The sequence below is a fragment of the Kitasatospora aureofaciens genome, assembly GCF_001188955.3.
Classification (GTDB): domain Bacteria; phylum Actinomycetota; class Actinomycetes; order Streptomycetales; family Streptomycetaceae; genus Kitasatospora; species Kitasatospora aureofaciens.
The window spans coordinates 166,504-186,702 of the sequence record NZ_JPRF03000097.1; the positions used below are offsets into that span (position 1 = coordinate 166,504).

General features: G+C 73.1%; 18 protein-coding genes and 1 pseudogene. 7 read left to right on the top strand and 12 right to left on the bottom strand.

Going from position 1 to position 20,199, the window contains the following annotated elements; genetic code table 11:
• Positions 1-37: 37 nt before the first annotated feature.
• The 3 genes and pseudogenes from HS99_RS48775 to HS99_RS39670 all read right to left on the bottom strand — a co-directional run.
• Positions 38-1,543 (bottom strand): annotated as a pseudogene (locus tag HS99_RS48775) (tetratricopeptide repeat-containing protein); the annotation flags it as partial.
• Between the two features lie 115 nt (positions 1,544-1,658).
• On the bottom strand, positions 1,659-2,402 hold the full coding sequence (locus HS99_RS39665) for an SOS response-associated peptidase (RefSeq protein WP_030553883.1): 744 nt from the start codon (positions 2,400-2,402) through the stop codon (positions 1,659-1,661).
• Between the two features lie 317 nt (positions 2,403-2,719).
• Positions 2,720-4,432, bottom strand: coding sequence for a glycosyltransferase (locus HS99_RS39670; RefSeq protein ID WP_030553885.1), 1,713 nt, complete (start codon positions 4,430-4,432; stop codon positions 2,720-2,722).
• Between the two features lie 391 nt (positions 4,433-4,823).
• Between HS99_RS39670 and HS99_RS39675 the strand changes: the two genes are divergently transcribed.
• Positions 4,824-5,771, top strand: a complete 948-nt coding sequence (locus HS99_RS39675; protein WP_030553887.1) for a TIGR01777 family oxidoreductase — start codon at positions 4,824-4,826, stop codon at positions 5,769-5,771.
• Between the two features lie 96 nt (positions 5,772-5,867).
• Positions 5,868-6,707, top strand: coding sequence for a PH domain-containing protein (locus HS99_RS39680; protein WP_030553889.1), 840 nt, complete (start codon positions 5,868-5,870; stop codon positions 6,705-6,707).
• Here HS99_RS39680 and HS99_RS39685 read toward each other — a convergent pair.
• Positions 6,697-7,266, bottom strand: a complete 570-nt coding sequence (locus tag HS99_RS39685) for a hypothetical protein (protein ID WP_043480871.1) — start codon at positions 7,264-7,266, stop codon at positions 6,697-6,699. The two genes, HS99_RS39680 and HS99_RS39685, sit on opposite strands and share 11 nt — an antisense overlap.
• Before the next feature lie 126 nt (positions 7,267-7,392).
• On the opposite strand from HS99_RS39685, the gene HS99_RS39690 reads away from it, so the two are divergent.
• Entirely contained in the window at positions 7,393-9,033 is a 1,641-nt protein-coding gene (locus tag HS99_RS39690) for an alpha/beta hydrolase (protein WP_046386790.1), read from the top strand.
• A gap of 98 nt (positions 9,034-9,131) precedes the next feature.
• Here HS99_RS39690 and HS99_RS39695 read toward each other — a convergent pair whose 3' ends face one another.
• Entirely contained in the window at positions 9,132-9,545 is a 414-nt protein-coding gene (locus tag HS99_RS39695; RefSeq protein WP_030289552.1) for a hypothetical protein, read from the bottom strand.
• A 54-nt stretch (positions 9,546-9,599) separates the two neighbouring features.
• The gene (locus tag HS99_RS39700) at positions 9,600-10,013 is read right to left on the bottom strand and encodes a hypothetical protein (protein WP_030289551.1); all 414 of its coding nucleotides are present in this window, start codon (positions 10,011-10,013) and stop codon (positions 9,600-9,602) included.
• Between the two features lie 327 nt (positions 10,014-10,340).
• Here HS99_RS39700 and HS99_RS39705 point away from each other — a divergent pair, with 327 nt between their 5' ends.
• Together HS99_RS39705 and HS99_RS39710 are read left to right on the top strand one after the other, a co-directional pair.
• On the top strand, positions 10,341-10,700 hold the full coding sequence (locus tag HS99_RS39705) for a hypothetical protein (RefSeq protein ID WP_141763909.1): 360 nt from the start codon (positions 10,341-10,343) through the stop codon (positions 10,698-10,700).
• A gap of 76 nt (positions 10,701-10,776) precedes the next feature.
• A complete protein-coding gene (locus HS99_RS39710) occupies positions 10,777-11,136 on the top strand; it encodes a hypothetical protein (protein ID WP_030291013.1) in 360 nt (119 codons plus the stop codon).
• Here the strand turns inward: HS99_RS39710 and HS99_RS39715 are convergent.
• Entirely contained in the window at positions 11,040-12,668 is a 1,629-nt protein-coding gene (locus HS99_RS39715; protein ID WP_232790731.1) for an MFS transporter, read from the bottom strand. The two genes, HS99_RS39710 and HS99_RS39715, sit on opposite strands and share 97 nt — an antisense overlap.
• Positions 12,669-12,781: 113 nt before the next feature.
• Here HS99_RS39715 and HS99_RS39720 point away from each other — a divergent pair, with 113 nt between their 5' ends.
• The gene (locus HS99_RS39720) at positions 12,782-13,639 is read left to right on the top strand and encodes a helix-turn-helix transcriptional regulator (RefSeq protein ID WP_030553897.1); all 858 of its coding nucleotides are present in this window, start codon (positions 12,782-12,784) and stop codon (positions 13,637-13,639) included.
• A 57-nt stretch (positions 13,640-13,696) separates the two neighbouring features.
• On the opposite strand, the gene HS99_RS39725 is transcribed toward HS99_RS39720, so the two are convergent.
• Both HS99_RS39725 and HS99_RS39730 read right to left on the bottom strand, forming a co-directional pair.
• Entirely contained in the window at positions 13,697-15,040 is a 1,344-nt protein-coding gene (locus HS99_RS39725; RefSeq protein WP_030553898.1) for a M64 family metallopeptidase, read from the bottom strand.
• 389 nt (positions 15,041-15,429) lie between these two features.
• Positions 15,430-15,975 (bottom strand): DUF1707 SHOCT-like domain-containing protein, encoded by a 546-nt coding sequence (locus HS99_RS39730; protein ID WP_030553900.1) that lies wholly within the window; start codon positions 15,973-15,975, stop codon positions 15,430-15,432.
• Positions 15,976-16,062: 87 nt separating this feature from the next.
• Here HS99_RS39730 and HS99_RS39735 point away from each other — a divergent pair, with 87 nt between their 5' ends.
• A complete protein-coding gene (locus HS99_RS39735; RefSeq protein ID WP_030291023.1) occupies positions 16,063-16,836 on the top strand; it encodes a TetR/AcrR family transcriptional regulator in 774 nt (257 codons plus the stop codon).
• On the opposite strand, the gene HS99_RS39740 is transcribed toward HS99_RS39735, so the two are convergent.
• From HS99_RS39740 to HS99_RS39750, 3 genes are all read right to left on the bottom strand, one after another.
• Complete coding sequence (locus HS99_RS39740) at positions 16,805-17,473, bottom strand: hypothetical protein (RefSeq protein ID WP_037831679.1); 669 nt, start codon at positions 17,471-17,473, stop codon at positions 16,805-16,807. The genes HS99_RS39735 and HS99_RS39740 overlap by 32 nt on opposite strands.
• A complete protein-coding gene (wecB, locus tag HS99_RS39745; RefSeq protein ID WP_232790640.1) occupies positions 17,470-18,705 on the bottom strand; it encodes a non-hydrolyzing UDP-N-acetylglucosamine 2-epimerase in 1,236 nt (411 codons plus the stop codon). Before wecB ends, HS99_RS39740 begins: the two co-directional genes overlap by 4 nt.
• Before the next feature lie 76 nt (positions 18,706-18,781).
• Positions 18,782-20,035, bottom strand: coding sequence for a glycosyltransferase (locus HS99_RS39750; RefSeq protein ID WP_030553904.1), 1,254 nt, complete (start codon positions 20,033-20,035; stop codon positions 18,782-18,784).
• Positions 20,036-20,199 lie beyond the last annotated feature (164 nt).

Below are 20,199 nucleotides of genomic sequence, written 5' to 3' on the forward strand. Positions count from 1 at the left end.
GAGGGCGGCCGGATGGTCCGCCCTGGACGCGCGTCCGCCGGGCGACCACGTCCTGGCAGAGTGCCACGGCCCGCGCCGGGTCGCCGGTCTTGGCCTGCAGTCTGCCGAGTCGCCCGAGGGTGGTCAGCGTCTCCGGGTGGTCGTCGCCGAGCAGCCGCCGCTGCCCGTCCGCCATGGCCTCCACCAGCCGTGCGGCGTACACCCGCTGTGCCCGGTCGGTCAGTTCGGCCGCCGCCAGCCCGTACAACGCCACGGTCTGCGCCGTCGGCTCCGCCGAGGGGCCGCTGTCGGCCAGTTCCCGGACGTGCGGCAGCAGTGCCCGCCGAAGCTCCGACCCGCCCGAGGGCCAGAGCCGGGCCGCGGCCTCCGCCAGGTGCCGTTCCGCCCGCTGCCGGAAGCCCTGCGCGGGGCCGGAGTCGCGCAGCACGGTCTGGAGCAGGCGGTGCACGGTGACGGTGTCGCCGAGGGTGATCAGGTGGTAGTCGGCGAGCAACCGCAGTGCCCGGTCCACCTCGTCCGGGCGGCGCTCCCCGAAGGGGGTGAGGGTTTCGCGCGGCAGCGCCTCGGGGGCGTACCAGGCCAGGGTGCGCAGCAGGTCGACGGCGAAGGGCGCGGTGTGCTGGACGGTCCGCAGCGTGGTCCGCCAGAGGCGGGCGACGGTGTGCTCGGCCCCCGGTCCCACCGGCCCGGTGTCCCGCAGCAGTTCGCGGTACGCCGCGAAGGTGGTGCCGGTCTGCTGTACGTAGGCGCCGGCCTGGGCGAGGGCGATCGGCAGGTGGCCCAACTCGTCGGCGAGGGCGCGGGCCTCGTCCTGCTCGGCCGGATCGAGGGCCGTGCCCGGGTACGCCGCCCCGCAGAGCAGCCGGGCGGCCTCGGGGGCGTCGAGGACGTCGATCCGTACGGGCCGGATGCCCGGGTGCCAGCCGCCCGCGCGGCGGCTGGTGACCAGCTGGTGGCCGCGGCCGAGCAGCCGGCCGACGTAGGGGGTGAGGTGAGCCGGGTCCTCGGCGTTGTCGTAGACGAGCAGCCAGCGGTCGTGGGCGCGCAGCCAGGCGATGGCCCACTCGACCTGCTGGCCGGGCGGGGCGGTGAGGGCCCAGGAGGGGTGGAGGTGGACGGCGAGTCCGGCGAAGGCCTCGGCGAGCTGTCCCTCGGACTCGGCGGTGATCCACCAGATCAGCCGGTAGTGGTCGGCCCGCGCGTAGGCGTGGTGCAGGGCGAGGCTGGTCTTGCCGACGCCGCCGAGGCCGTGGAGGGTGGTGGCCTGGGTGACCAGCCCGCCGCCGCCGTCGTGCGCCAGGGCGTCGGCGACGGCCCGCAGCTCGCTCTCCCGGCCGACGAGTCGGCCGGAGGCGCGGGGCGGCAGGTTGGGCGTCGGGGTGGTCGCCTCGACGGTCAGCGCGGACCGCGCGGCCTCGGGCGGGAGGACGGCGGCGTGCGGGTCCGCGTCGGCGGCCGAGGGAGAGCCGGGGCGGCGGCGCTGCTCGAAGGGCTCCGGGTCGGGCATGCCGCTCTCGGGACGGATGTGCGCCGTCATGGACATCAACACTTCGCGCCCCCAACCCCCTGTTTACGGCTTCGCCCGCCCACCGTAGTGCTGGTCAGACGCGTTGTCAGCGGATTGCCCCAAGGCCGGGATCCGTCGGGGCCGGTGGGGATCAGTCGGCCAGCCCCAGCGGGTCCGGGGCGGTGGCGAGCAGCTCGGGGCCGTTGTTGCGCACGCTGTTGACGGTGGGTGGGACGGCGCGGACCCGCAGGGCGCCGTCGGCGGGGCGGCGCAGCAGGTGGTGGAGCTCGGCCGGTTCGGTGTGGCCGGGGGAGAGCCAGGTGGGCAGGTCGCCGGGGGCGATGGTGAGCGGCATCCGGTCGTGGACGCGCCCGGCGGAGTCGGTGGCGTCGGTGGTGATGACGGTGGCGGTGGCGAGCCAGGCGAGCGGGTCGTCCTCGGGGCGGCTGGGGTCGCGCCAGAACTCGTACAGGCCGGCCATCAGCATCAGGCCGCCGGTGCTGAGGAAGTACGGCTGCTTGTACTTCCTGCGGTCGTCGGTGGCGGGCACCTCACGCCACTCGTAGTAGCCGTCGGCGGGGATGACGCAGCGGCGGGCGGCGAAGGCCTTGCGGAAGGCGGGCTTGGTGTCGACGGTCTCCGAGCGGGCGTTGATCATCCGGGCGGCGCCGGACGGGTCCTTGGACCAGGAGGGGACGAGTCCCCAGCGCAGCGGACGCAGCTGGCGCAGCACCTCGCCGGTGTCACGGTCGAGGCGCTCCAGGACGGCCGGGACCGGGTCGGTGGGCGCGACGTTCCAGCTCGGCGCGAGGGTCTCGGCCGGGTCCCACCGGAGCTCTCCGAGCAGCGAGACGAGGTCCTGGGGCGTGGTGGTGGAGACGAAGCGGCCGCACATGTCCCCAGCCTGCCACCCGGCACGGACAACCGGGGCCTTCAGCGCGCCGGTCGGCCGTCCGGCGCGCGGTCGGCGCTGCCCGGCGTGCGGTCGGGGCGGTGGCGGCGCGGCGTAAGACGTCGATGAAGGCGCTGGCGGAGGACCAGCCGCGGCGGTGGGCCGCGGCGGTGACCGGCTGCCCCTCGGCGAGCAGCACCAGGGCGCGGTGCAGCCGCAGCTGGGTGAGCCACAGCAGTGGGCCGACGGCGAGGACGGTGGGCCGGTCGAGGCCGAGCGGTCGTGGAGCTGTCGCTGGCCGTGGTGCCGCTCGAGCGTCTTCACCGGGCTGAGCACCTTCCTGCCCCTGTTCGCCTCCCAGCGCCTGGGCGGCGGCACGGCGGCAGGGGTCCATCGCCCACACCGGCCGGGCGCCGGCCACCCGGTCCAGGGCGTACCCGGCGCCCGTCCAGGCGTTGGTGCCGCCGCTGACAGAGGGGGCAGCCGGAGGTGCCTCCGTCGGCCCCCGCGTCGAACTGTCGGCAGCCGGACTCGTGGCGGGCGATGCGCCGCAGCACGTCGTGGGGCAGCGCCGCGTGCAGGGTGGCGGCGGGCGGGTTGGTGCCCACGATGGACAGGTGCTGCGAGCGCGCGGTCAGCAGGCGGCCGCCGACCGTCGCCTGCACCTGGATGGCAAGGCTGCCGCCACGTACCAGCGGGAAGGCGATCGTCAGCGGGGTGCCGTGCGTGGTCTGCGTGACGGGCGGCGGGTTGATGGTCCGGTGCGGTCCGTGCCGGCAGGTACTGGCGTCGAAGGAGATCTGGACCGTCCAGTGGAAGTCGGTGGCGGGGGTCGGATCGGGGGTCACCCCGGTGACCCGGGCCTCGGCCACGACGGTCGGCATCTGTGCGTCTCCGGTGATCGCGAACGTCTGGCCCGCTGTCGGGCGCACCAGGACCAGGACGGGCGGCTGGGGCGGGACGCTGGTCGGATGGGGGCCGCCACTGGGATGGGGACCGCCACTGGGACGGGGACCGCCACTGGGCGTGATCGACAGGTCCAAGGGCAACGCAGGGGCGGGGAACTCCGACACGTAGGGCCAGTCGAGGGAGAAGCGGCGGGCGTACCAGAACTCGTCCCGGGTACGGCTCCCGTGCAGGTAGGCCCGCTCCTGTTCGACACTGGCCCTCGCCCGGTCGAACGTGAGCCAGGCACGCGCCCACAGGCTCTCCGGCACGTCCTCGGACACCTGCAGCTGGCGCTGCGCGGTGGCTTCCAGCCACTGCCGCCACGTGCCTTCGGTGTAGTTCTTCCGCGCCATTCTGAGCTGGTTGGCGAGAAAGTGCTCCGGCGGTACGTCGTAGTTGTCGAAGGACTCACGGAACCGGTGTCCGATGGTCGCCTCCGGATCGTGCAGGATCCGATGACCCATGAGCCAGCACTTGAGCCCGAAATCGAGGTCCTCGACCCCCCAGAACAGCATGTCCCGATCCATCCCCCACAACTTCTCGTACAGCTGACGGCTGATCGCGAACGCGCATCCGATCAGGCTCGGGGACTCGTACAGCCGACGCCGCCCCACGGAGACGGCCGTCATGTCCGGCAGGTCCAGCCACCCGCAGTCGAGTGTGCCCAGATCCAACCGGTAACCGTGACCGGCCTGCAGCGGGTCGTTGATCCATCGTTCGACGTCCAGATTCAACAGGCGCGGCGTGGCCACCGCCTGTCCGTCGGTACGCTCCACGTCCTCGACGAGCCGACGCAGCGAGCCCGGTTCCGGTTTGGTGGGGCCGTCGAGGAACACCAGCACGTCTCCGCGCGCGGCGTCGGCGCCCATCGCCTTCGTCGGTGAGGCCCCGCGGCGCCGTGCGCTGTGCACGGTCCGGACCACAGGCAGGCTCCGCTCGACCTCGGCCACCGAGCCGTCGTCCGACGCGTCGTCCGCCACGACGATTTCGGCGTACAGGTCCTCGAGTACCTGGATGCATGCTCGGACGGTACGCAGAAGCACCGGGCCCTCGTTGTAGGCGGAAATCACCAGGCTGGTGTGCATGATTCCCCCATGCGCCGAACTGCCGACTTCAGGCTGCGACTACCGTTCGTGCCCGCGTCATCGCACGGGTGACCGTCGGCCCGGTGGAACCGGGCGAGGAACCGTCCAGGTGGACGTAATTCAACGTACCGACGGGGCTTCCGTTTGTCGCGCCGTACCAGGCGGCAGGGCCGGCATGCGGGACGGTGGTGGGATCGGGTAGCGGGGCGCGCCGGACAAAGATAGATGTCATGTTTGCATCAAATATTTCCGAGGTGAACCCCTTGCCGGTGCGGGCCGTCGGCGGTCGGCGGCCCGAGCGCGGTGGAGTGGGGAGTCGGAGTGGGGGCACATTGAATTGAACGTGTTCAATTATGGCGCTAGGCTCGCGGCCAGAGATGAGGGGGAAATCATGAAGATCGTCATCCCCGGCGGCTCCGGTGCGCTCGGGACCCTTCTGGACCGCAGTCTGACGGCCGCCGGGCACCAGGTCGTGGTGCTCAGCCGACGGCCCGCCGGGCCCCGGCAGGTCGGCTGGGACGGGCGCAGTCCCGGAGCCTGGACGGCCGAGATCGACGGCAGCGACGCCGTCGTCAACCTGGCCGGGCGCAGCGTCAACTGCCGCTACACCCCGGAGAACCGGCGGGCCATGATGGACTCCCGGGTGCACTCCACCCGGGCCGTCGGCCGGGCGATCGCCGAAGCCCGCCGACCGCCCGCCGTCTGGCTGCAGATGAGCACCGCCACCGTCTACGCCCACCGGCACCACGCGCCCAACGACGAGCTGACCGGCCGGATCGGCGGCGGCGAACCCGATGCCCCGGCCTCCTGGCGGTACAGCATCGACATCGCCCGGGCCTGGGAGGACGCCCAGGCGCAGGCCGACACCCCGCACACCCGCCGCCTCGCGCTGCGCACCGCCGTCGTCCTCGGCCCCGAGCGCGGGGGCGCCTTCGACTCGCTGTCCTGGCTGGCCCGGCTCGGCGTCGGCGGGCCGATCGCGGGCGGCGCGCAGTACGGGTCCTGGATCCACGACCGGGACTTCGCCCGCGCCGTCGAGTTCCTGATCGAGCACGAGGAGCTCAGCGGGCCGGTCAACCTCGCCGCCCCGGACCCGCTGCCCCAGCGGGAGTTCATGCGCGAGCTGCGCGCGGGCTGGGGAATGCCGCTGGCGCTGCCCGCCGCGCGCTGGATGACGGAACTCGGCGCGTTCGCGCTGCGCTCGGAGAGCGAACTGCTGCTGAAGAGCCGCCGCGTCGTGCCCACCCGGCTGCTGGAGGCGGGCTTCGCCTTCGCGTACCCGCACTGGCCGCAGGCCGCCCGCAACCTGGTCCGGCGGCTTCGCGGGCGACAACGGTGACGCGGGTTCGTCACGGCGGTGTCACAGCTTCGCGGCGGTGGTTGCCGAGGGCCGGTCGCGGTCGGGAGCGTGGGGTCGGCGAAAGGGGGCCGGGACGTGGTGCGGCTGTGGTTCATGCAGCAGCGGGGGGAGTTGGCCGGCGTCGGCTCCATGGTGGGGCTGGTCGCGGCCGCCGTCCTCACCGAGACGGGGACGGTCGGCGGGGGAGCGGCCTTCCTGGTCATGGCGGCGATCGTCGCGGTGGCGGCCCTCGCCGCGCCCCACGCGTACTGGCTGCGCGCGGACGAGGACGGGCTCACCCTGGTGCGGTTGCTGGTGCCGCGCCACTACGCCTGGGCGGACGTCCGGGGGCTGGCGATGGAACTCGGCCGGGACGAGGAGAACGACGGACACCACCTCACCCTGCGGCTGCGCCTCGCCGAGCCGCCCGGCCGGTTCTGGGGCCCGCGCCTCGGCCGGATCGACGTCACCGATGAGGACACCCCGGAGGGCGTCCCGCCCCGGGCGCTGGCCGAACTGTTCGCCGTCTTCGTCGAGCATGAATTGCCCGTCGACCTACCGGAGTTCGCGAACGAGGTGCTCAGGGTGCGCGGACTGCCACAGCTGCCGCCGCTGCCGCTGTGGGCCCCGCCCGTCGAGGGTGCGCCCGATCCCGAGCAGGCCTACGCGGACGCGCCGGGCATCGAGGAGGAGCGGCAGGACCTCGTGGCACTGGGGAAGGCCGTCAAGCGGCGGGTCCGGCTCGGTCGGGAGCACCTGCTGCGTCGGGCGGCGCTGGCCGACCGGGTGTTCCTGCGCGACGGGGACGGTCTGGCGCTGGCGATCGCGCTGGGGGAGGCGCAGCGGCTGGTGGAGCACGACCGGGTCAGGGTCGAGGGCGACCAGCGCCACTACGTGCGCCAGCAGTACCTGAGCCGGCGCGCCCTCAACCCGTAGCGGAAGCGGGGGGCGTGGCCAGCAGGTGGTCCAGCACGCGGCCGAAGACGAGCCGCCCGGCGAGCGCCACCGCCGGGTCGAACAGCCGGGGCAGGCCGGTGATCCGCAGCTCCTCGGCCCAGACCACCTCGCTTCCCGCGCCCACCGTGCCCGCGCCCACCTCGCTTCCCGCGCCCACCTCGCTTCCCGCGCCCACCGTGCCCGCGCCCACCGTGCCCGCGCCCACCGTGCCCGCGCCCACCTCGCTTCCCGCGCCCACCGTGCCCGCGCCCACCGCGCGGATCCGCAGCTCGGCGCCGCCGCGCACCACCCGCCCCCGCTTCGCCAACAGGCAGTGCATGGGCGCCACGAGCTCGACCAGTTCCATCGGGTCGTCGAAGCGCAGCGGCCCGAGGGCCGTCCGCGCCAGGATCACGTCCCCCGGCTGCCGTCCGGTGCCCCGCACCACGCTCACCCGGGTGAACGGCACCCGGTCGCCGTGCCGGGGCCAGGCGGTGAGCCGCGCCCAGCAGTCGGCGGGCGGCAGCGGGCTGAGACGGGTCAGGACGAAACGGGCCATACCGCAGCCTAACCGGGCGACCTGACGCGATGAAGCCGTGATCGGGCCGACAGGAACGGTCAAGGCTTGGCAAAGTCCGGTTTCGCCCCTTGGATGTGCCATTGCACATGTCACATCATGCTCCCCATGAGAAAAGCCATCGCCCTCCTCTCGGCCGCCGCCGCCGTGGCCACCCTCGGCGGGATCGTCGGCCCCGCCGCCTCCGCCGTCGAGCCCGACGGTCCCGACCTGGTCGACACCGGTCAGGGGAAGCTCGTCTGGAGCTCCTGCAACGACACCACCACCCCGGCGCTCCAGTGCGCCATGCTCGAGGTGCCGGTGGACTACGCCGACCCGCGTGGCCGCAAGATCAAGATCAAGCTCAACCGGCTGCCCGCCACCGCCCCCAAGGACAAGCAGCAGGGCCCGATCCTGCTCAACCCGGGCGGCCCCGGCGACTCCGGGCTCTGGATGCCCGGCTACATCTCCGGGCAGATCCCGGCGGACGTCGCGTCGACCTACGACTGGATCGGGTTCGACCCTCGCGGCACCAACGGCAGCGACCCGCATGTGGTCTGCGACGCCCACTACTTCGACGCCGAGCGCCCCGACTACCAGGTGGACCAGGGGACTTCGAAGGCGTGGCTGAAGAAGGCGGCCGGCTACGCCGCCGACTGCGCGGCCGACTGGTCCTGGCTGCTCCCGCACATGACCACCGTCGACAACGCCCGCGACCTGGACAGCATCCGCCGGGCGCTCGGCGTGACGAAGATCAACTTCTACGGCGGCTCCTGGGGCACCTCGCTCGGTTCCACCTACGGCCAGCTCTTCCCCTCGCACGTGCGCCGGATGGTGCTGGACAGCATCGTCGGCCCGACCATCAGCTGGTACGACCACAACGTCCTCCAGGACCGGGAGCACCAGCGCCGCTTCGACGCCTTCGCCGACTGGACCGCCAAGGCCGACTCCGTCTACCACCTCGGCACCGACGCCAAGGCCGTGGAACAGGCCTACCACCAGGTCGAGGACGCCCTGCGCAAGGAGCCGGCGGACGCCGCGCCCTCGACCGGGAAGATCGGCCCCGCCGAGTTCGAGGACACCTTCTACAGCGGCGGCTACAACTTCCTGCGCTGGCCCCGGATGGCCACCGTGCTCTCCGCCTACCTCAACCAGCACGACACCCGGCCACTGACCATCGCCTACAACAAGTACGCCGCCCCCGGCGCCGACGACGGCGCCTTCCCGGCCTACAACGCCGCCCAGTGCACCGAGAACGCCTGGCCGCGCGACTGGGAGTTCTGGAAGAAGGACCAGGCCAAGGTCGACGCCACCGCGCCCTTCTACACCTATAACAACATGTGGTACAACGCCGCCTGCATGTTCTGGCCCTACCAGGGCAACCCGGCGGGCCGTCTGAAGATCACCGGCAAGAACCTGCCCCCGGTCCTGCTCTTCCAGGCCACCGAGGACGCGGCCACGCCGTACCAGGGCGGGCTCGCCATGCACGACGCGCTGCCCGGCTCCAAGCTGGTCGTCCAGGACGGCGGCAGTTTCCACGAGATCCTGTTCCACGGCAACGCCTGTCTGGACGACACCTTCACCGCCTACCTGCGCGACGGCAGCCTGCCCCAGGGCAAGGGGCGGATCGCCAAGACCTGCGCCCCCGAGGCCGATCCGACCCCGGTCTACGTGACCCCGCCGCCCGCCACCGCCAAGGCGCTGACGGCCGCCCGGACCGGTCCGCTCCCGCCCACCGACCCGGAGGCCGTGCGAGGCGTCCTCCGCTAGCCAGGGAGCTCCGAGAGACACGCCCTACGGGCTCTCCGACGCCGTGACGGCGCTCAGCGGCGCAGCCGGCGACTCCAGGCTGCGCCGCTCGGGCATGGTCAGCGGGAGTGGCAGAGCACTCCGGCGACGATCACGAGCGGGAGGGCGGCGAGGGTGACGGCGAGACCGGTGCGGACCGGCCCGCTGCGTTTCCAGCCCGCGAGCAGGAGCAGCGCGCCGGCGGGCAGGAAGGCGACGAGGAGCGGCAGGACCAGCAGGAGGAACGGCACGGAGACCACGAACTGCAGGCCGAGCAGGACCCCGCCGACGATCCGGCAGGTGCGGCGGAACAGGTAGGGGTTGCGGTAGGAGAGCGGCAGTACGGTCAGCGCGAGCAGCAGGAACCAGAGCGCGATGGTTTCCCCGTTGACGTCACCGCGCACCAGCGCCCAGGGCGTCAACCAGCTGGCCCCGGCCAGGGCGACGATCTGCCACGGGCGGTCGGTGCGCAACGGGACGGGGCGTTCGGTCATGCTGTCCCTCCGGATGTGTCGGTGAAGGTGGGCGGCCGCACTTCCCGGGCGTGGTCAGTGCGGCGGCCAGAGGGTGGTGAAGCCGGCCAGCACCGGGACGACCAGCAGGAGGGCGGCGAGGGTGCCGCGGGCCAGGGCGCAGCGCTTCCAGCCCGCGAGCAGCAGGAGGAGGCCGGCCGGGAACAGGATGAGGGCGAACGGCAGCGGGATCAGCAGGTACGGGACGGAGAGCGCGACCTGGGTGCCGAGCACCGTCGTGCCGACGGTCAGACAGGCGCGGCGGAAGACCAGCGGGTCCGCGATCGTGAGGGGGACCGTGGTGAGCGCCAGGAACAGGGCCCAGAGGGTGGCGAGCCACCGGGGCGCGGTCGCGTCCACCAGTACCCAGGGCTGCACCCAGGTGGCTGCGGCGAACAGGGCGATCGGCCAGGGCCTTCCGGCTCGGAAGGCGAAGAGGTGTACTGACATCCGGTCCCCCCGGGGAGGTTTGAACGGGTTCAAATTGAACGCGTTCAAGCTATCCGCCGTGGCTGGCCACCGGCAAGTCCGTCGGGTTGCGGCGTCGGTCCGCCCGTCGGCGAACCGTGCGCCCCCGGTGCCGTGAGCCGTCCGGTGCGCCCCGGTGTGCGCCGGTGCGCCGGTCGAGTGCATGCGCTCAAGTCGCCTTGTGAGGCGCGAAGTTGGTGCTTTTCGGCGACGTGGTGGAGCATGGGCGGAGTCCGGTCTGTTGCGGCGCGCCTGCGCCCGGCCGAGGTGGCACGCGTACGGCGAGAGGAGGCGGATCCCGTGGGTCCGGTGGCACGTCCGTTTCTGGTCCGGGGCAGGGCGGTTCCGCTGGCCAGGTACCTGGCGGAGGAGGGCATCGAGGGCCTGGTGGCCTGCTCCTGCATCGGCAACGAGGTGACCATCGACCTCGCCGACACCCGGATCCTGGTGAGCCTGGCCGACGTCGGAGGAGTGGTGGGCCTCACCTTCCACATGGTTCAGGACGGCCCGGCGAAGGCCCGTTCCTGGACGCGCCGACTGCCGAGTGACACCGCCCCGAGGGAACTCGCGGCGAGCATAGCCCGCGACGTCCGGACCCTGGAGCGCGAACTGGCCCCGCTGCGCCGCCGCCCCCCGGAGGGCACGGAGCGCCGTTGGCCCGCCGTCTGACCAGGGCGTGTGTCGGCCTAGGCCTGTCTTCGAACTCCTGCAGACGCGAGTTCGAAGACAGGCCTAGGCTGGGGGCGTGGACCGTGATCACGCCTACCGCGACTACCCGTTCGCCGACGGGCACAACGTGCTCTGGGAGCTGGAGGGTTACGGCTCCGACGACCGTCAGCACTCCTCCCGGCTGCTCGGGCGGGAGGAGTACCTGCGCATCCGGCACCTCTTCGCGGCCGAACTCGGCGACGACGACTGGATGATGGCGGGCGGGTACCCCGTCCCCGCACAGCTGTGGCGGCCCGTGCAGGACCTGCTCGGACCGCCCGGCTTCGAGGACGGCCTCGACTACTTCCTCGGCGCCCGCCAGAACCTCCCCGACGGGCGGATCTGGCGGCCCGCCCCCGACTTCGGCACCCCGCCGGGCCGGACGCCGTCGCCCTGACCGGGCTTCGGCACCGCCCGGTCGGGCGCGAGCGCGAGGTGGGTCAGTACCGCACCGAGCGCGGAGAGCGCCGCGAGGACGAGGCCGAGGGTGTGGAAGGCGCTGGTCAACCCCTCCGTCAGGGCCGGGCGGTGGGCTTCGGCCACCTGTCCCTGGACGGCCTGCCCGGCGATCCGGGCCGCCGCTCCGGTGGGAAGGCCGCTGTCGTTCAACCGGGCGGCGGTGAGCGCGGCGAGCAGGGCGGACGCCCCGGCGACGGCGACGGACTCGCCGGTGATCCGCATGGTGTTGAAGATGCCCGCCGCCGCTCCGGCGTTCTCGACCGGCACGGTGCTGACGGCGGCGTTGTCCATGACCCCGAAGGCCAGTCCCACCCCGGCCCCGAAGGGCAGCAGGGGAAGCGCCAGTTGGAGCCACGATCCGTTGCCGTGCAGGGTGGTCAGGAGCAGGGAGCCGACCGCGATCAGCGCGGAGGCGCAGGTCAGCACCGCCCGTACCGAGGTGCGCGCGGCCAGTCGGCCGGCGGCGAGCGGCAGCAGCAGGACCGGGGCGGTCATCGGGAGCAGGAGTAGTCCGCCGGCCAGGGCGGTGCGGCCGGCGACGCCCTGGAGGTAGGCGGGCAGGTAGACCAGGAGGATGACGAAGCCGAGGGTGACCGTGAAGGGCTGGCAGACCACCGCGAGGAACTCCGGCCGGCGGAGCAGGCGGACGTCGAACATCGCCCGGTCGCCCCGGTGCTGCTCCACCACGGCGAACAGCGCCACCAGCGCCACCGCCGCGAACATCGGCAGCAGGGTGCTCACCGCGCCCCAGCCCGCGGACCCGGCCCGGACGAAGGCGAAGGACAGACAGGCCAGTCCGGCGGTGAAGGCGACGGCCCCGGCCAGGTCGAGGGCGGGCCGGTCGGGGGTGCGGGATTCCGGCGCGCGGGTCGCGCACAGCCACGCGGGCACGGACATCACGGCGACCAGGGCGAACACCGAGCGCCAGCCGGCCGCTTCGACCAGCGCTCCGGCGACCAGCGGTCCGATCGCCAGGCCCGTGCCGAAGGAGGAGCCGAGGACCCCGAAGGCCAGCTGCCGGCGCCGCCCGGAGGTGGAGTGGGCCAGCACCGCCCCCGAGGCCAGTACGGCCGCGGCTCCGCATCCCTGGACCGCCCTGGCCGCATCGGCGAAGGCCATCGACGGCGCCAGCGCGACCAGCAGGGACAGTGCCCCGACCAAGGCGATGCCGGTCAGCAGGACGCGTCGTCGGCCGAGCCGGTCCGCGAGGCTGCCGGCCGCCAGCGGCAGGGCGGCGAAGGTGATGTTGAAGGCGTTCAGCATCCACTGGGCGGCGCCGACCGAGGAACCCAGGTGTGCCGCCATGTTCGGCAGGGCGACGGCGGCGCCGGTCACGGAGAACGGCAGCATCATGCTGGCGGACGCGACCGCGACCGCCGTGGGCCAGTAGCCGCGCCCGCTGTCGTCCGCGGTTCGGGAGCGGTGCGGCCCGGGGCGGCGGGCGGTGGCGAGGGAGGAAGGTGTGGACATGCCCCGATCGTCGGCGGGATCCGCCGGGGCATGAAGTGACCGCCGTTCCCTGGGAACGACAGGGCCACCCTCGGGCCGCCGCGCCCCTACCGAAGGCCCCCATACTGGGGCGCATGGCCAACACGAGCATGATCACCAGCAGTCTCGGCGACTACCTCCGCGCCCGGCGTGCCCTGGTGTCACCGGCCGACGCGGGCCTGCCGGAGACCGGCCGCCGCCGGGTGCCCGGCCTGCGCCGCGAGGAGGTCGCGGAACTCGTCGGGCTCAGCGCCGACTACTACGTCCGGCTGGAGCAGGGGCGCGCCGACCGCCCCTCCGACGAGGTGCTGGACGCGCTCGGCAGGGCGCTGCGGCTCGGGCCCGCCGAGCGCGCCCATCTGTACGACCTGGCCCGGCCACCCCGCAGGGCGTCGGCGAAGGCGGCGACCGCCGGACGGGGAGAGGCGCTGCGGCCGGCACTGCGGCAGATCGTCGAGGCCATCCCGGTCACCCCGGCCCTGATCATGAACGACCGCAACGACGTCCTGGCCTGGAACCGGCCGGCCGCCGCCCTGATCGCCGACTTCCCCCGCCTCGCCCCGCCCGAGCGGAACATGGCCCGCCGGATCTTCCTGGACCCGGACGCACGGGAGGTCCACCTCGACTGGGACGAGGCCGCGCGCACCACCGTCGGCATCCTGCGGATGGCCGCCGGGCGGCACCCGCACGACCCGGAACTCGTGCGCCTGGTCGGCGAACTGTCCCTGGGCAGCGAGACCTTCCGCCGGCTGTGGGCCGGCCACCACGTGCACGAGAAGAACCACGGCCCCAAGCGCTTCCGGCACCCGTCGGTCGGAGAGGTCACGCTCGACTACGAGACCTTCCACGTCCCCGGCGCCGCCCACCACCTGCTGGTGGTCTACACGGCCCCGCCCGGCAGCCCCGCCGAGGAGGCGCTGCACCTCCTCGGCAGCCTCACCGCCTCCGAGTAGGACCTGTGCGTCCGGTCAGGTGACGATCGGTCGGACAGCTCCTGGCAGTGGGGCCGATCAGCGCGTCACCAGCCAGGAAAGGCTGCCGGTCAGCTCGGTCCGCAGCGCCGGGTCCGCGACCGCCGGGGTCGGATCGGTGGCGACGGCGGAGAGCAGGTGCGGCCGGGAACGGGGGCCGGTCAGGTGCAGGGCGTCGAGGTCGAGCGCGGTGCGCCCGCGCAGCCGGGGCTGCTCGCGCCCGTCCAGGTACCAGCGCAGCACGGTGCCGGGCACCGGGAGGTCGACGGTCAGCCGGTCGGCGGCGGTGAGCCAGCTGCCGACCGGCGTGGGGCTCGTCAGCGGGGTGGCGTGGCGGTAGAAGCCGGCGATCATCGCCTCCCGCCCGGGCAGGTTGAACTCCCGCCCGAGCGAGCGCATGATCGAGTTCTCGGTCGGCCGGTAGAGCCCCGTGGGGTAGTAGCCGCCGCCCTGGTAAGTGCCGACCGTCCCGCCGTCGGGGGAGGACTGGCCCAGCCAGCGGGCCCACTTGGTGCCCTGGTCGCTCATCCGGTCGGCGGTCAGCGTGCTGAGGTTGGCCTCCGGTGGCTCGTCGCCCTGGTAGGTGCCCTGGCCGTCGTAGGCGTACTCGTCGGCCAGCTTGCCCAGTGAGTGCCCGGTCTCGTGCACCGCGATCTGGCCGGACTTCGCGTTGCCGCCCGCGACGGTGGCTATGCCCTCGTAGCCGACCGGGGACTTGACGTCGTTGTAGCCCGCCCCGCCGTACTTGGCGCTGTTGGCCACCACGATCACCAGGTCCGCCTGCGGGGCCTTGGCGGCGTAGCGCTCGACCGCCTTCTCGTCCACGCACAGCAGCCGCTCCACGCCGTCGCACCAGAAGTACGAGCCGAGCGCGGTGTGCCGGACGGTCGCCTGGTCCGGATCGCCGGTGACGCCGGACTCGGGGGAGACCGCGTTCACCGTCCAGACGTTGAACAGGCGCTGGTAGGTGGCGTACGGCTCGACGGCGGTGATCTCGCGCCACTTCTCGGCGGCGTCGGTGCGGAACTTCTCCTGTTCCTGGGCGGAGTAGCCGTCGCCGACCACCACAACGTCCAGCTTGGTGGCCGGGTCGCCGTTGCGGACCAGGGCGGTGACCTCGCCGTCGCCGTCGCCGGTCGGCGCGGCGAGGCCGGCGGGCGGGGCCGCGAGGTAGGGGGAGGCGGCGGGGGCCGTGGCGCGGGAGATGCCGCCGTCCTCGGCGAAGGCCTCCACCTGGCGCCGGGGCCCGTCCGCCGCCGGTGCGCCGCGCCCGTCCGCCGGTGCGCTCCAGGCGGGGGCGGCGCCGAGCACGGTCGCGGCGAGGGCGGTGGTCAGCAGGGCGGACGCGGCCCTGCTGACCGTGCTGGTGGTCCTGGTGTGCACGAGGGGCCTCCCGGTGGACGGCGGGTCTGTGGGGAGGCTCCTTCCCTTGTCGAGGTCCTGACAATCACTCAGTGGCGATCACGAGTGCGAGGAATTCCCTTCGCCGCGGCCGGACTTGTGGAGCGGGGCAGACTGTCCGGCATGACGTCGATGCCTGACGCGATGAGCCCGGCCTCGCGCACCGCCCTGTCCGTCGCGCGGGTCCGGTCCTTGGAGAGCGGTCGACTCGACCCTCTGTTCGTCGACCCGTCGGCTCGCTGTCCGCCCCGGGCAGCCGTTGCTGGACGGCCTCGGCCGGGCCGGCGGGTTCATCGAGGCGGTGCGGACGGTCGCTCGCTGCGGGCGGTCGCTCGGTGAGGCCGGGTGCAACGGCCGCTCGCTGAGAGGCTTCACCAACGTGCGTGGCGGATCCTCAGCCGTCCCAGCCCCAGACCCCCGGAGATCCGGATCGTCGGCCCGCCCGCCCGGGCGGGCTGCCGGGGCCGGTAGCGCGGCGCCCGTAGGCCGGCGTGCAGGCCGCTGAGGTCGACGACCGCGTCCCGGGGCACGATGACGTTGGCACCGCCGGTGCCGAGGTGCAGCTCGATGTCGACCACCGGGTGGGCGATGACCGCCCGGGACAGGTCCAGGCGCACCCGGCCGAGCGCGGACGCGACCTTGAGGACCCGGGGGACGCTCCAGGCCCCGCGCCGCCGGATCCACCCGCCCGTTCCGGTGCCGGTGATGGTGGCCGTGGCGTCCGGGGGCGGCTCCGGGAGCGCGGCCAGGGCCGAGTCGAGCCCGCCGGGGGTGGTGGCGGTGAGTGCCGTCCGGAGGCGCTCGTCCAACTCCTCGTCCGACAAGTGTCCTTCGGCGTACGCCTCCTGTAGCCGCCGTACGGCGGTGTCGCGGTGCTGGGCGCTGATCGGCGGCCCTTCGGTCCCGGCCGCCGTCATCCGATGCCACTACTGAGTACGTTGTACGCGGTCATGGCGGCCAAGGTAGATTACTGGGTACCGTGTACGCAAGAAGGAGGGCCGACCGTGACCGACGCCGAGTACGTGAACATCTGGATGCGGCCCGAACGCCCCGCCCGCGGACCGAAGCCCGCCTACAGCCGGGCACAGATCGCCGAGGCCGCAGTGCGGATCGCCGACGCCGAAGGACTGGAAGCCGCCACCATGCGGCGGATCGCCGCCGAGATCGGCGCCGGCGCGATGTCGCTCTACCGGTACGTCCCCAGCCGCGACGACCTGGTCCTGCTGATGGCCGACCGGCTGATGGGCGAGATCGACGTCGACGGCATGCCCTCCGGCGACTGGCGGGCCGATCTGACCCGCTACGCCCACGGGCTGCGCGCCATGTGGCTGCGGCACCCGTGGATCGCCACCGCGCAGCGGGCGCTGCCGGTCCTCGGCCCCCAGCAACTGCGCCTGATCGAAGCGGTGATGGGGGCGCTCGACGCCCACGTCCCGATCGACGAGAACCTCGCGCTGATGGCCCTCCTCAACGGCTACGTCGAGGGCGCCGCCCGCGACGAGGTCAGCTGGGCCGAGGAGGTCCGCCGCAGCGGGGTGAGCGAGTCCGAGTGGCTGGCGCGCAGCTACCCGTACGTCCAGCAGCTGCTGGAGAGCGGGCAGTACCCGATCTTCGGCAGGATCGCGACGGAGGCGCGGCAGCCGCGGATGGGCCGCGACGAGCAGTTCGGCTCCGGCCTGCAGCGCGTCCTCGACTGCATCGCGGCCGCCCTCCCGGCCGCTCTTCCGTCCGACGGCCAGGCCGGCGCTACTGCGCCGGTTCCACCGCGATGTCCGTGAACTCCACCCGGGCGTCCTCGGTGTACGCCCCGACGCTGCCGGCCGGGTACGGGCGTTCGTCGTCCTGGTAGGACACCAGGGCCCTGCCGTCGACGCTCACCTCCAGGTGCGCGCCGCGCTGGGCCACCGTCACCCCGGACCAGGGGCCGACGGGGAACTGGTCCGGGCCCGTCGCCAGGAAGCGCTGGCCGCCCGGGTAGACGGGGTCGCGCTTGCCCAACTCCCAGCCGTTGGGCTTGAGGATGAGGTAGTAGAAGTGCTCCGGATCGGAGTACGCCCACACCAGCCACGGGACCTCCCACGGGTTGGGCGTGGGCGTGCGCAGCTGGGCGACCGTGCGCATCCGCGCCTTCAGGTCCATGTCCCGGTACTGCCGGGTGGAGACGATCAGCCCGGCGTGGGTCTCCGACGCGGTGCGCGAGGGCATGGGGGAGAGCGACAGGCCGTCGTCGAGGCCGGTGTTCTCGCCGTGGCCGTCGAAGACCGACCGCCACGGGCCGTGGACCGAACCGTCGGTCCACGGCCGGGCCGGCCCTCCGCCGCCGCCTCCCCAGCCGGTGCTCACCGCGACGGCGAGTCCCGTGGCCGCGGTGGCGGCGAGCAGGGCGAGGGCGAGGACCAGGCGAACTCTCGTCATGCCGTCGAGTATGACCCCGCACCGCCGGGCCGAGGGGTGACCGACGGGACCGCCGTGGACGCCGCAGCCGCCTCGACGCCGAAGTCCCGGGCCAGCTGTGCCACGATCCGCGCCGTGGCGTGCCCGTCACCGAAGGGGTTCCCGGCCTTCGCCATCCGTCGGTACGCCGCCTCGTCGTCCAGCAGCCGGACCGTGGCGTCCATGATGACGTCCGGGTCCGTGCCCACCAGCCGGGCCGCACCGGCCTCCACGGCCTCGGGCCGCTCGGTGGTGGTGCGCAGCACCAGGGCGGGTTTGCCGAGGGTGGGGGCCTCCTCCTGGATCCCGCCGGAGTCGGTCAGGACGAGGTCGCAGCCGGCCAGGGTGGCGGAGAAGTCCGCGTAGCCCAGCGGTTCGACGATCCGGATGCCGGGGTGTCCGGACAGTTCGGGCAGCAGGACCTCGCGGACGGCCGGGCTCCTGTGGAGCGGCAGCACGATCTCCGCGTCGCCGCGGTCGGCCAGTCGGCGCAGGGCCTTGCCCATGGCACGCATCGTGTCGCCCTGGTTCTCGCGGCGGTGCAGGGTGACCAGGAGGCGCCGCAGGGCGCCGCTGCTCTCGAACTGGTCGCGGCCGACGCCCTGTTCGAGCACCCACAGCAGGTTGTCGACGACGGTGTTGCCGGTCACGAACACCTCGCCCGCCGGAACTCCCTCGGCGATCAGGTGTCCGGCGGCGCGGGGCGTGGGCGCGAAGTGCCGACGGGCGATGCGGCCGATGAGCCGGCGGTTGAGTTCCTCGGGGAAAGGGTTGTCCGCCACCCCGGTGCGCAGCCCGGCCTCGACATGGGCGACGGGCACGTGCTCGTAGAAGGCGGCGAGAGCCCCGGTCAGCGCGGAGGTGGTGTCGCCCTGGACGATGACGAGGTCGGGGCGTTCGGCGCGGACGACCTCGCCCAGCCTGTCGACCAGCCGGGCCGTCAGCTTGGACAGCTCCTGCCGCTCTCTCATCACGTCGAGCTCGAACTTCGCCTGGACGTTCAGCAGTTCGAGCATCTGCTGGAGCATCTCGCGGTGCTGGCCGGTGGTGACGACGAGGGGTTCGAAGTGCGGGGAGGCGGCCATGGCGCGGGCCACGGGCGCGAGCTTGATCGCTTCCGGGCGGGTGCCCAGGACGAGCATCGCGCGGACGGGAGCCGGGCCGGGGTCCGGGGCCGTCGAGCTGTTCGGGGACATCGAGCCGTTCGGGGACATGGGGTCTCCAAGGAGGGTGCTTGAAGCTGCTTGAGACGCAGAGAGGAAGGGAGGCGGCGAGTGGGGCGGGCGCGCCTCAGGTGCGCGCGGTCTTCAGCCAGGTCTGCTTGCCGGTGAGCATTCGCCACAGGCCCCACCAGCCGGCGGCGAACCAGATGTAGCCGTAGACGACGAAGACGTGGGAGAGCAGCACCGCGCGGACCAGGCCGAGTCCGCGCTCGCGGCGGGAGTAGACCCAGCCGTAGGCGTACGCCGCGGTGAAGGACAGGACGTACGGGCCGATGAACCACATCGGTGACATCAGCGGGCGGCCGGCCTCGACCGAGCCCGCCACGACGCCGCCCGCCGCCACGGCGAAGGAGAGCGGCAGCAGCGAGGTGAGCAGGATCAGCACGGGGCTGGAGAGGTGGTACAGCAGGTCGATCGCGGCCCTGGTGGGCACTTCGCGCAGGATCAGCGGGACGAGCCGGGCCGACTGGAGGTGGCCCTGGAACCAGCGGGACCGCTGGCGCACCAGCCGGCGCACGTCGAGCACGGCCTGCTGGGAGACGGCGGCGGTGGTGCAGTGGTGGTTGGTCCAGCCGCGGGCGATCAGGCGCACTCCGAGGTCCAGGTCCTCGGTCAGGGAGTCGCTCCACGGCCCCTTCCCGCTTCCGTCGCTGAGGGTATCCAGCGCGGAGAGCCGCATGAACTGGCCGTTGCCGCCCATGCCGACGCTGCCGAAGTAGCGGCGCGCGGACTGGAAGATGTCCCCGTAGATGACGAATTCCATGTCCTGGAGCCGGGCCAACAGGCCCTGGTGACGGTTGTACATCCGCACGCCGACCTGGGTGGCGCCGGTGCGTGGGTCGTCGAAGAAGGGGTCGACGGCCTGGACGATGTGCGGGTCGAGGCGGCCGTCGGCGTCCACCACGCAGACGATGACGTCGCTCGGGTCGCGGCCGTCGAGGATGCCGGATTCCCGCAGGTGGCGGATGCCGGCGTTGAGGGCGGCTCCCTTGCCCCTGCGGGCGTCGGGCAGGTGTCGCTGGAGCAGTTTGACCCGGTCGGGGTCGGCGGCGCGGGCGATCTCGGCGGTGCGGTCCTCGGACGCGTCGTCGATGACCAGGGCCAGGAAGCTGCCGACCGGCAGTGAGGTGATCCGGGCCAGGCTTTCGGCGAGGACCTTCTCCTCGTTCAGGCAGGCGAGAAGGAAGACGTAGAGCCGCTCGGCGTGCGGGGCGCGGTCGTTGCGGACCCGGCGTCTGGAGAGGAGGAAGAGGGCGGAGTTGTAGCAGCCCGCCATCACGATGATGGCGATGCTCGCCCCGAGGAGAACGTCCGTGATCACCGGCGATCACCGGGGTTCCGGAAAGCGAACCAGAATTTTACCCCGATGAGGGCGACAGCCAGGAAGCAGTAGAGAAGGAATCCGGCGCCGGCCGCTTCCTGAAGGTCTTTGGCAAAAGGAAGGCCCGGCAGAACTTCTGGGGCTGCCGTCAGTCCGGCCAGGGG

Bases quoted from the DNA above. Each gene is read 5' to 3' on its own strand.
- HS99_RS39670 (WP_030553885.1), bottom strand. From the start codon at position 4,432: ATGCACACCAGCCTGGTGATTTCCGCCTACAACGAGGGCCCGGTGCTT.
- HS99_RS39720 (WP_030553897.1), top strand. From the start codon at position 12,782: ATGGCCAACACGAGCATGATCACCAGCAGTCTCGGCGACTACCTCCGC.
- HS99_RS39665 (WP_030553883.1), bottom strand. From the start codon at position 2,402: ATGTGCGGCCGCTTCGTCTCCACCACCACGCCCCAGGACCTCGTCTCG.
- HS99_RS39715 (WP_232790731.1), bottom strand. From the start codon at position 12,668: ATGTCCACACCTTCCTCCCTCGCCACCGCCCGCCGCCCCGGGCCGCAC.
- HS99_RS39675 (WP_030553887.1), top strand. From the start codon at position 4,824: ATGAAGATCGTCATCCCCGGCGGCTCCGGTGCGCTCGGGACCCTTCTG.
- HS99_RS39695 (WP_030289552.1), bottom strand. From the start codon at position 9,545: ATGACCGAACGCCCCGTCCCGTTGCGCACCGACCGCCCGTGGCAGATC.
- HS99_RS39700 (WP_030289551.1), bottom strand. From the start codon at position 10,013: ATGTCAGTACACCTCTTCGCCTTCCGAGCCGGAAGGCCCTGGCCGATC.
- HS99_RS39730 (WP_030553900.1), bottom strand. From the start codon at position 15,975: ATGACGGCGGCCGGGACCGAAGGGCCGCCGATCAGCGCCCAGCACCGC.
- HS99_RS39690 (WP_046386790.1), top strand. From the start codon at position 7,393: ATGAGAAAAGCCATCGCCCTCCTCTCGGCCGCCGCCGCCGTGGCCACC.
- HS99_RS39740 (WP_037831679.1), bottom strand. From the start codon at position 17,473: ATGACGAGAGTTCGCCTGGTCCTCGCCCTCGCCCTGCTCGCCGCCACC.
- HS99_RS39685 (WP_043480871.1), bottom strand. From the start codon at position 7,266: ATGGCCCGTTTCGTCCTGACCCGTCTCAGCCCGCTGCCGCCCGCCGAC.
- wecB (WP_232790640.1), bottom strand. From the start codon at position 18,705: ATGTCCCCGAACGGCTCGATGTCCCCGAACAGCTCGACGGCCCCGGAC.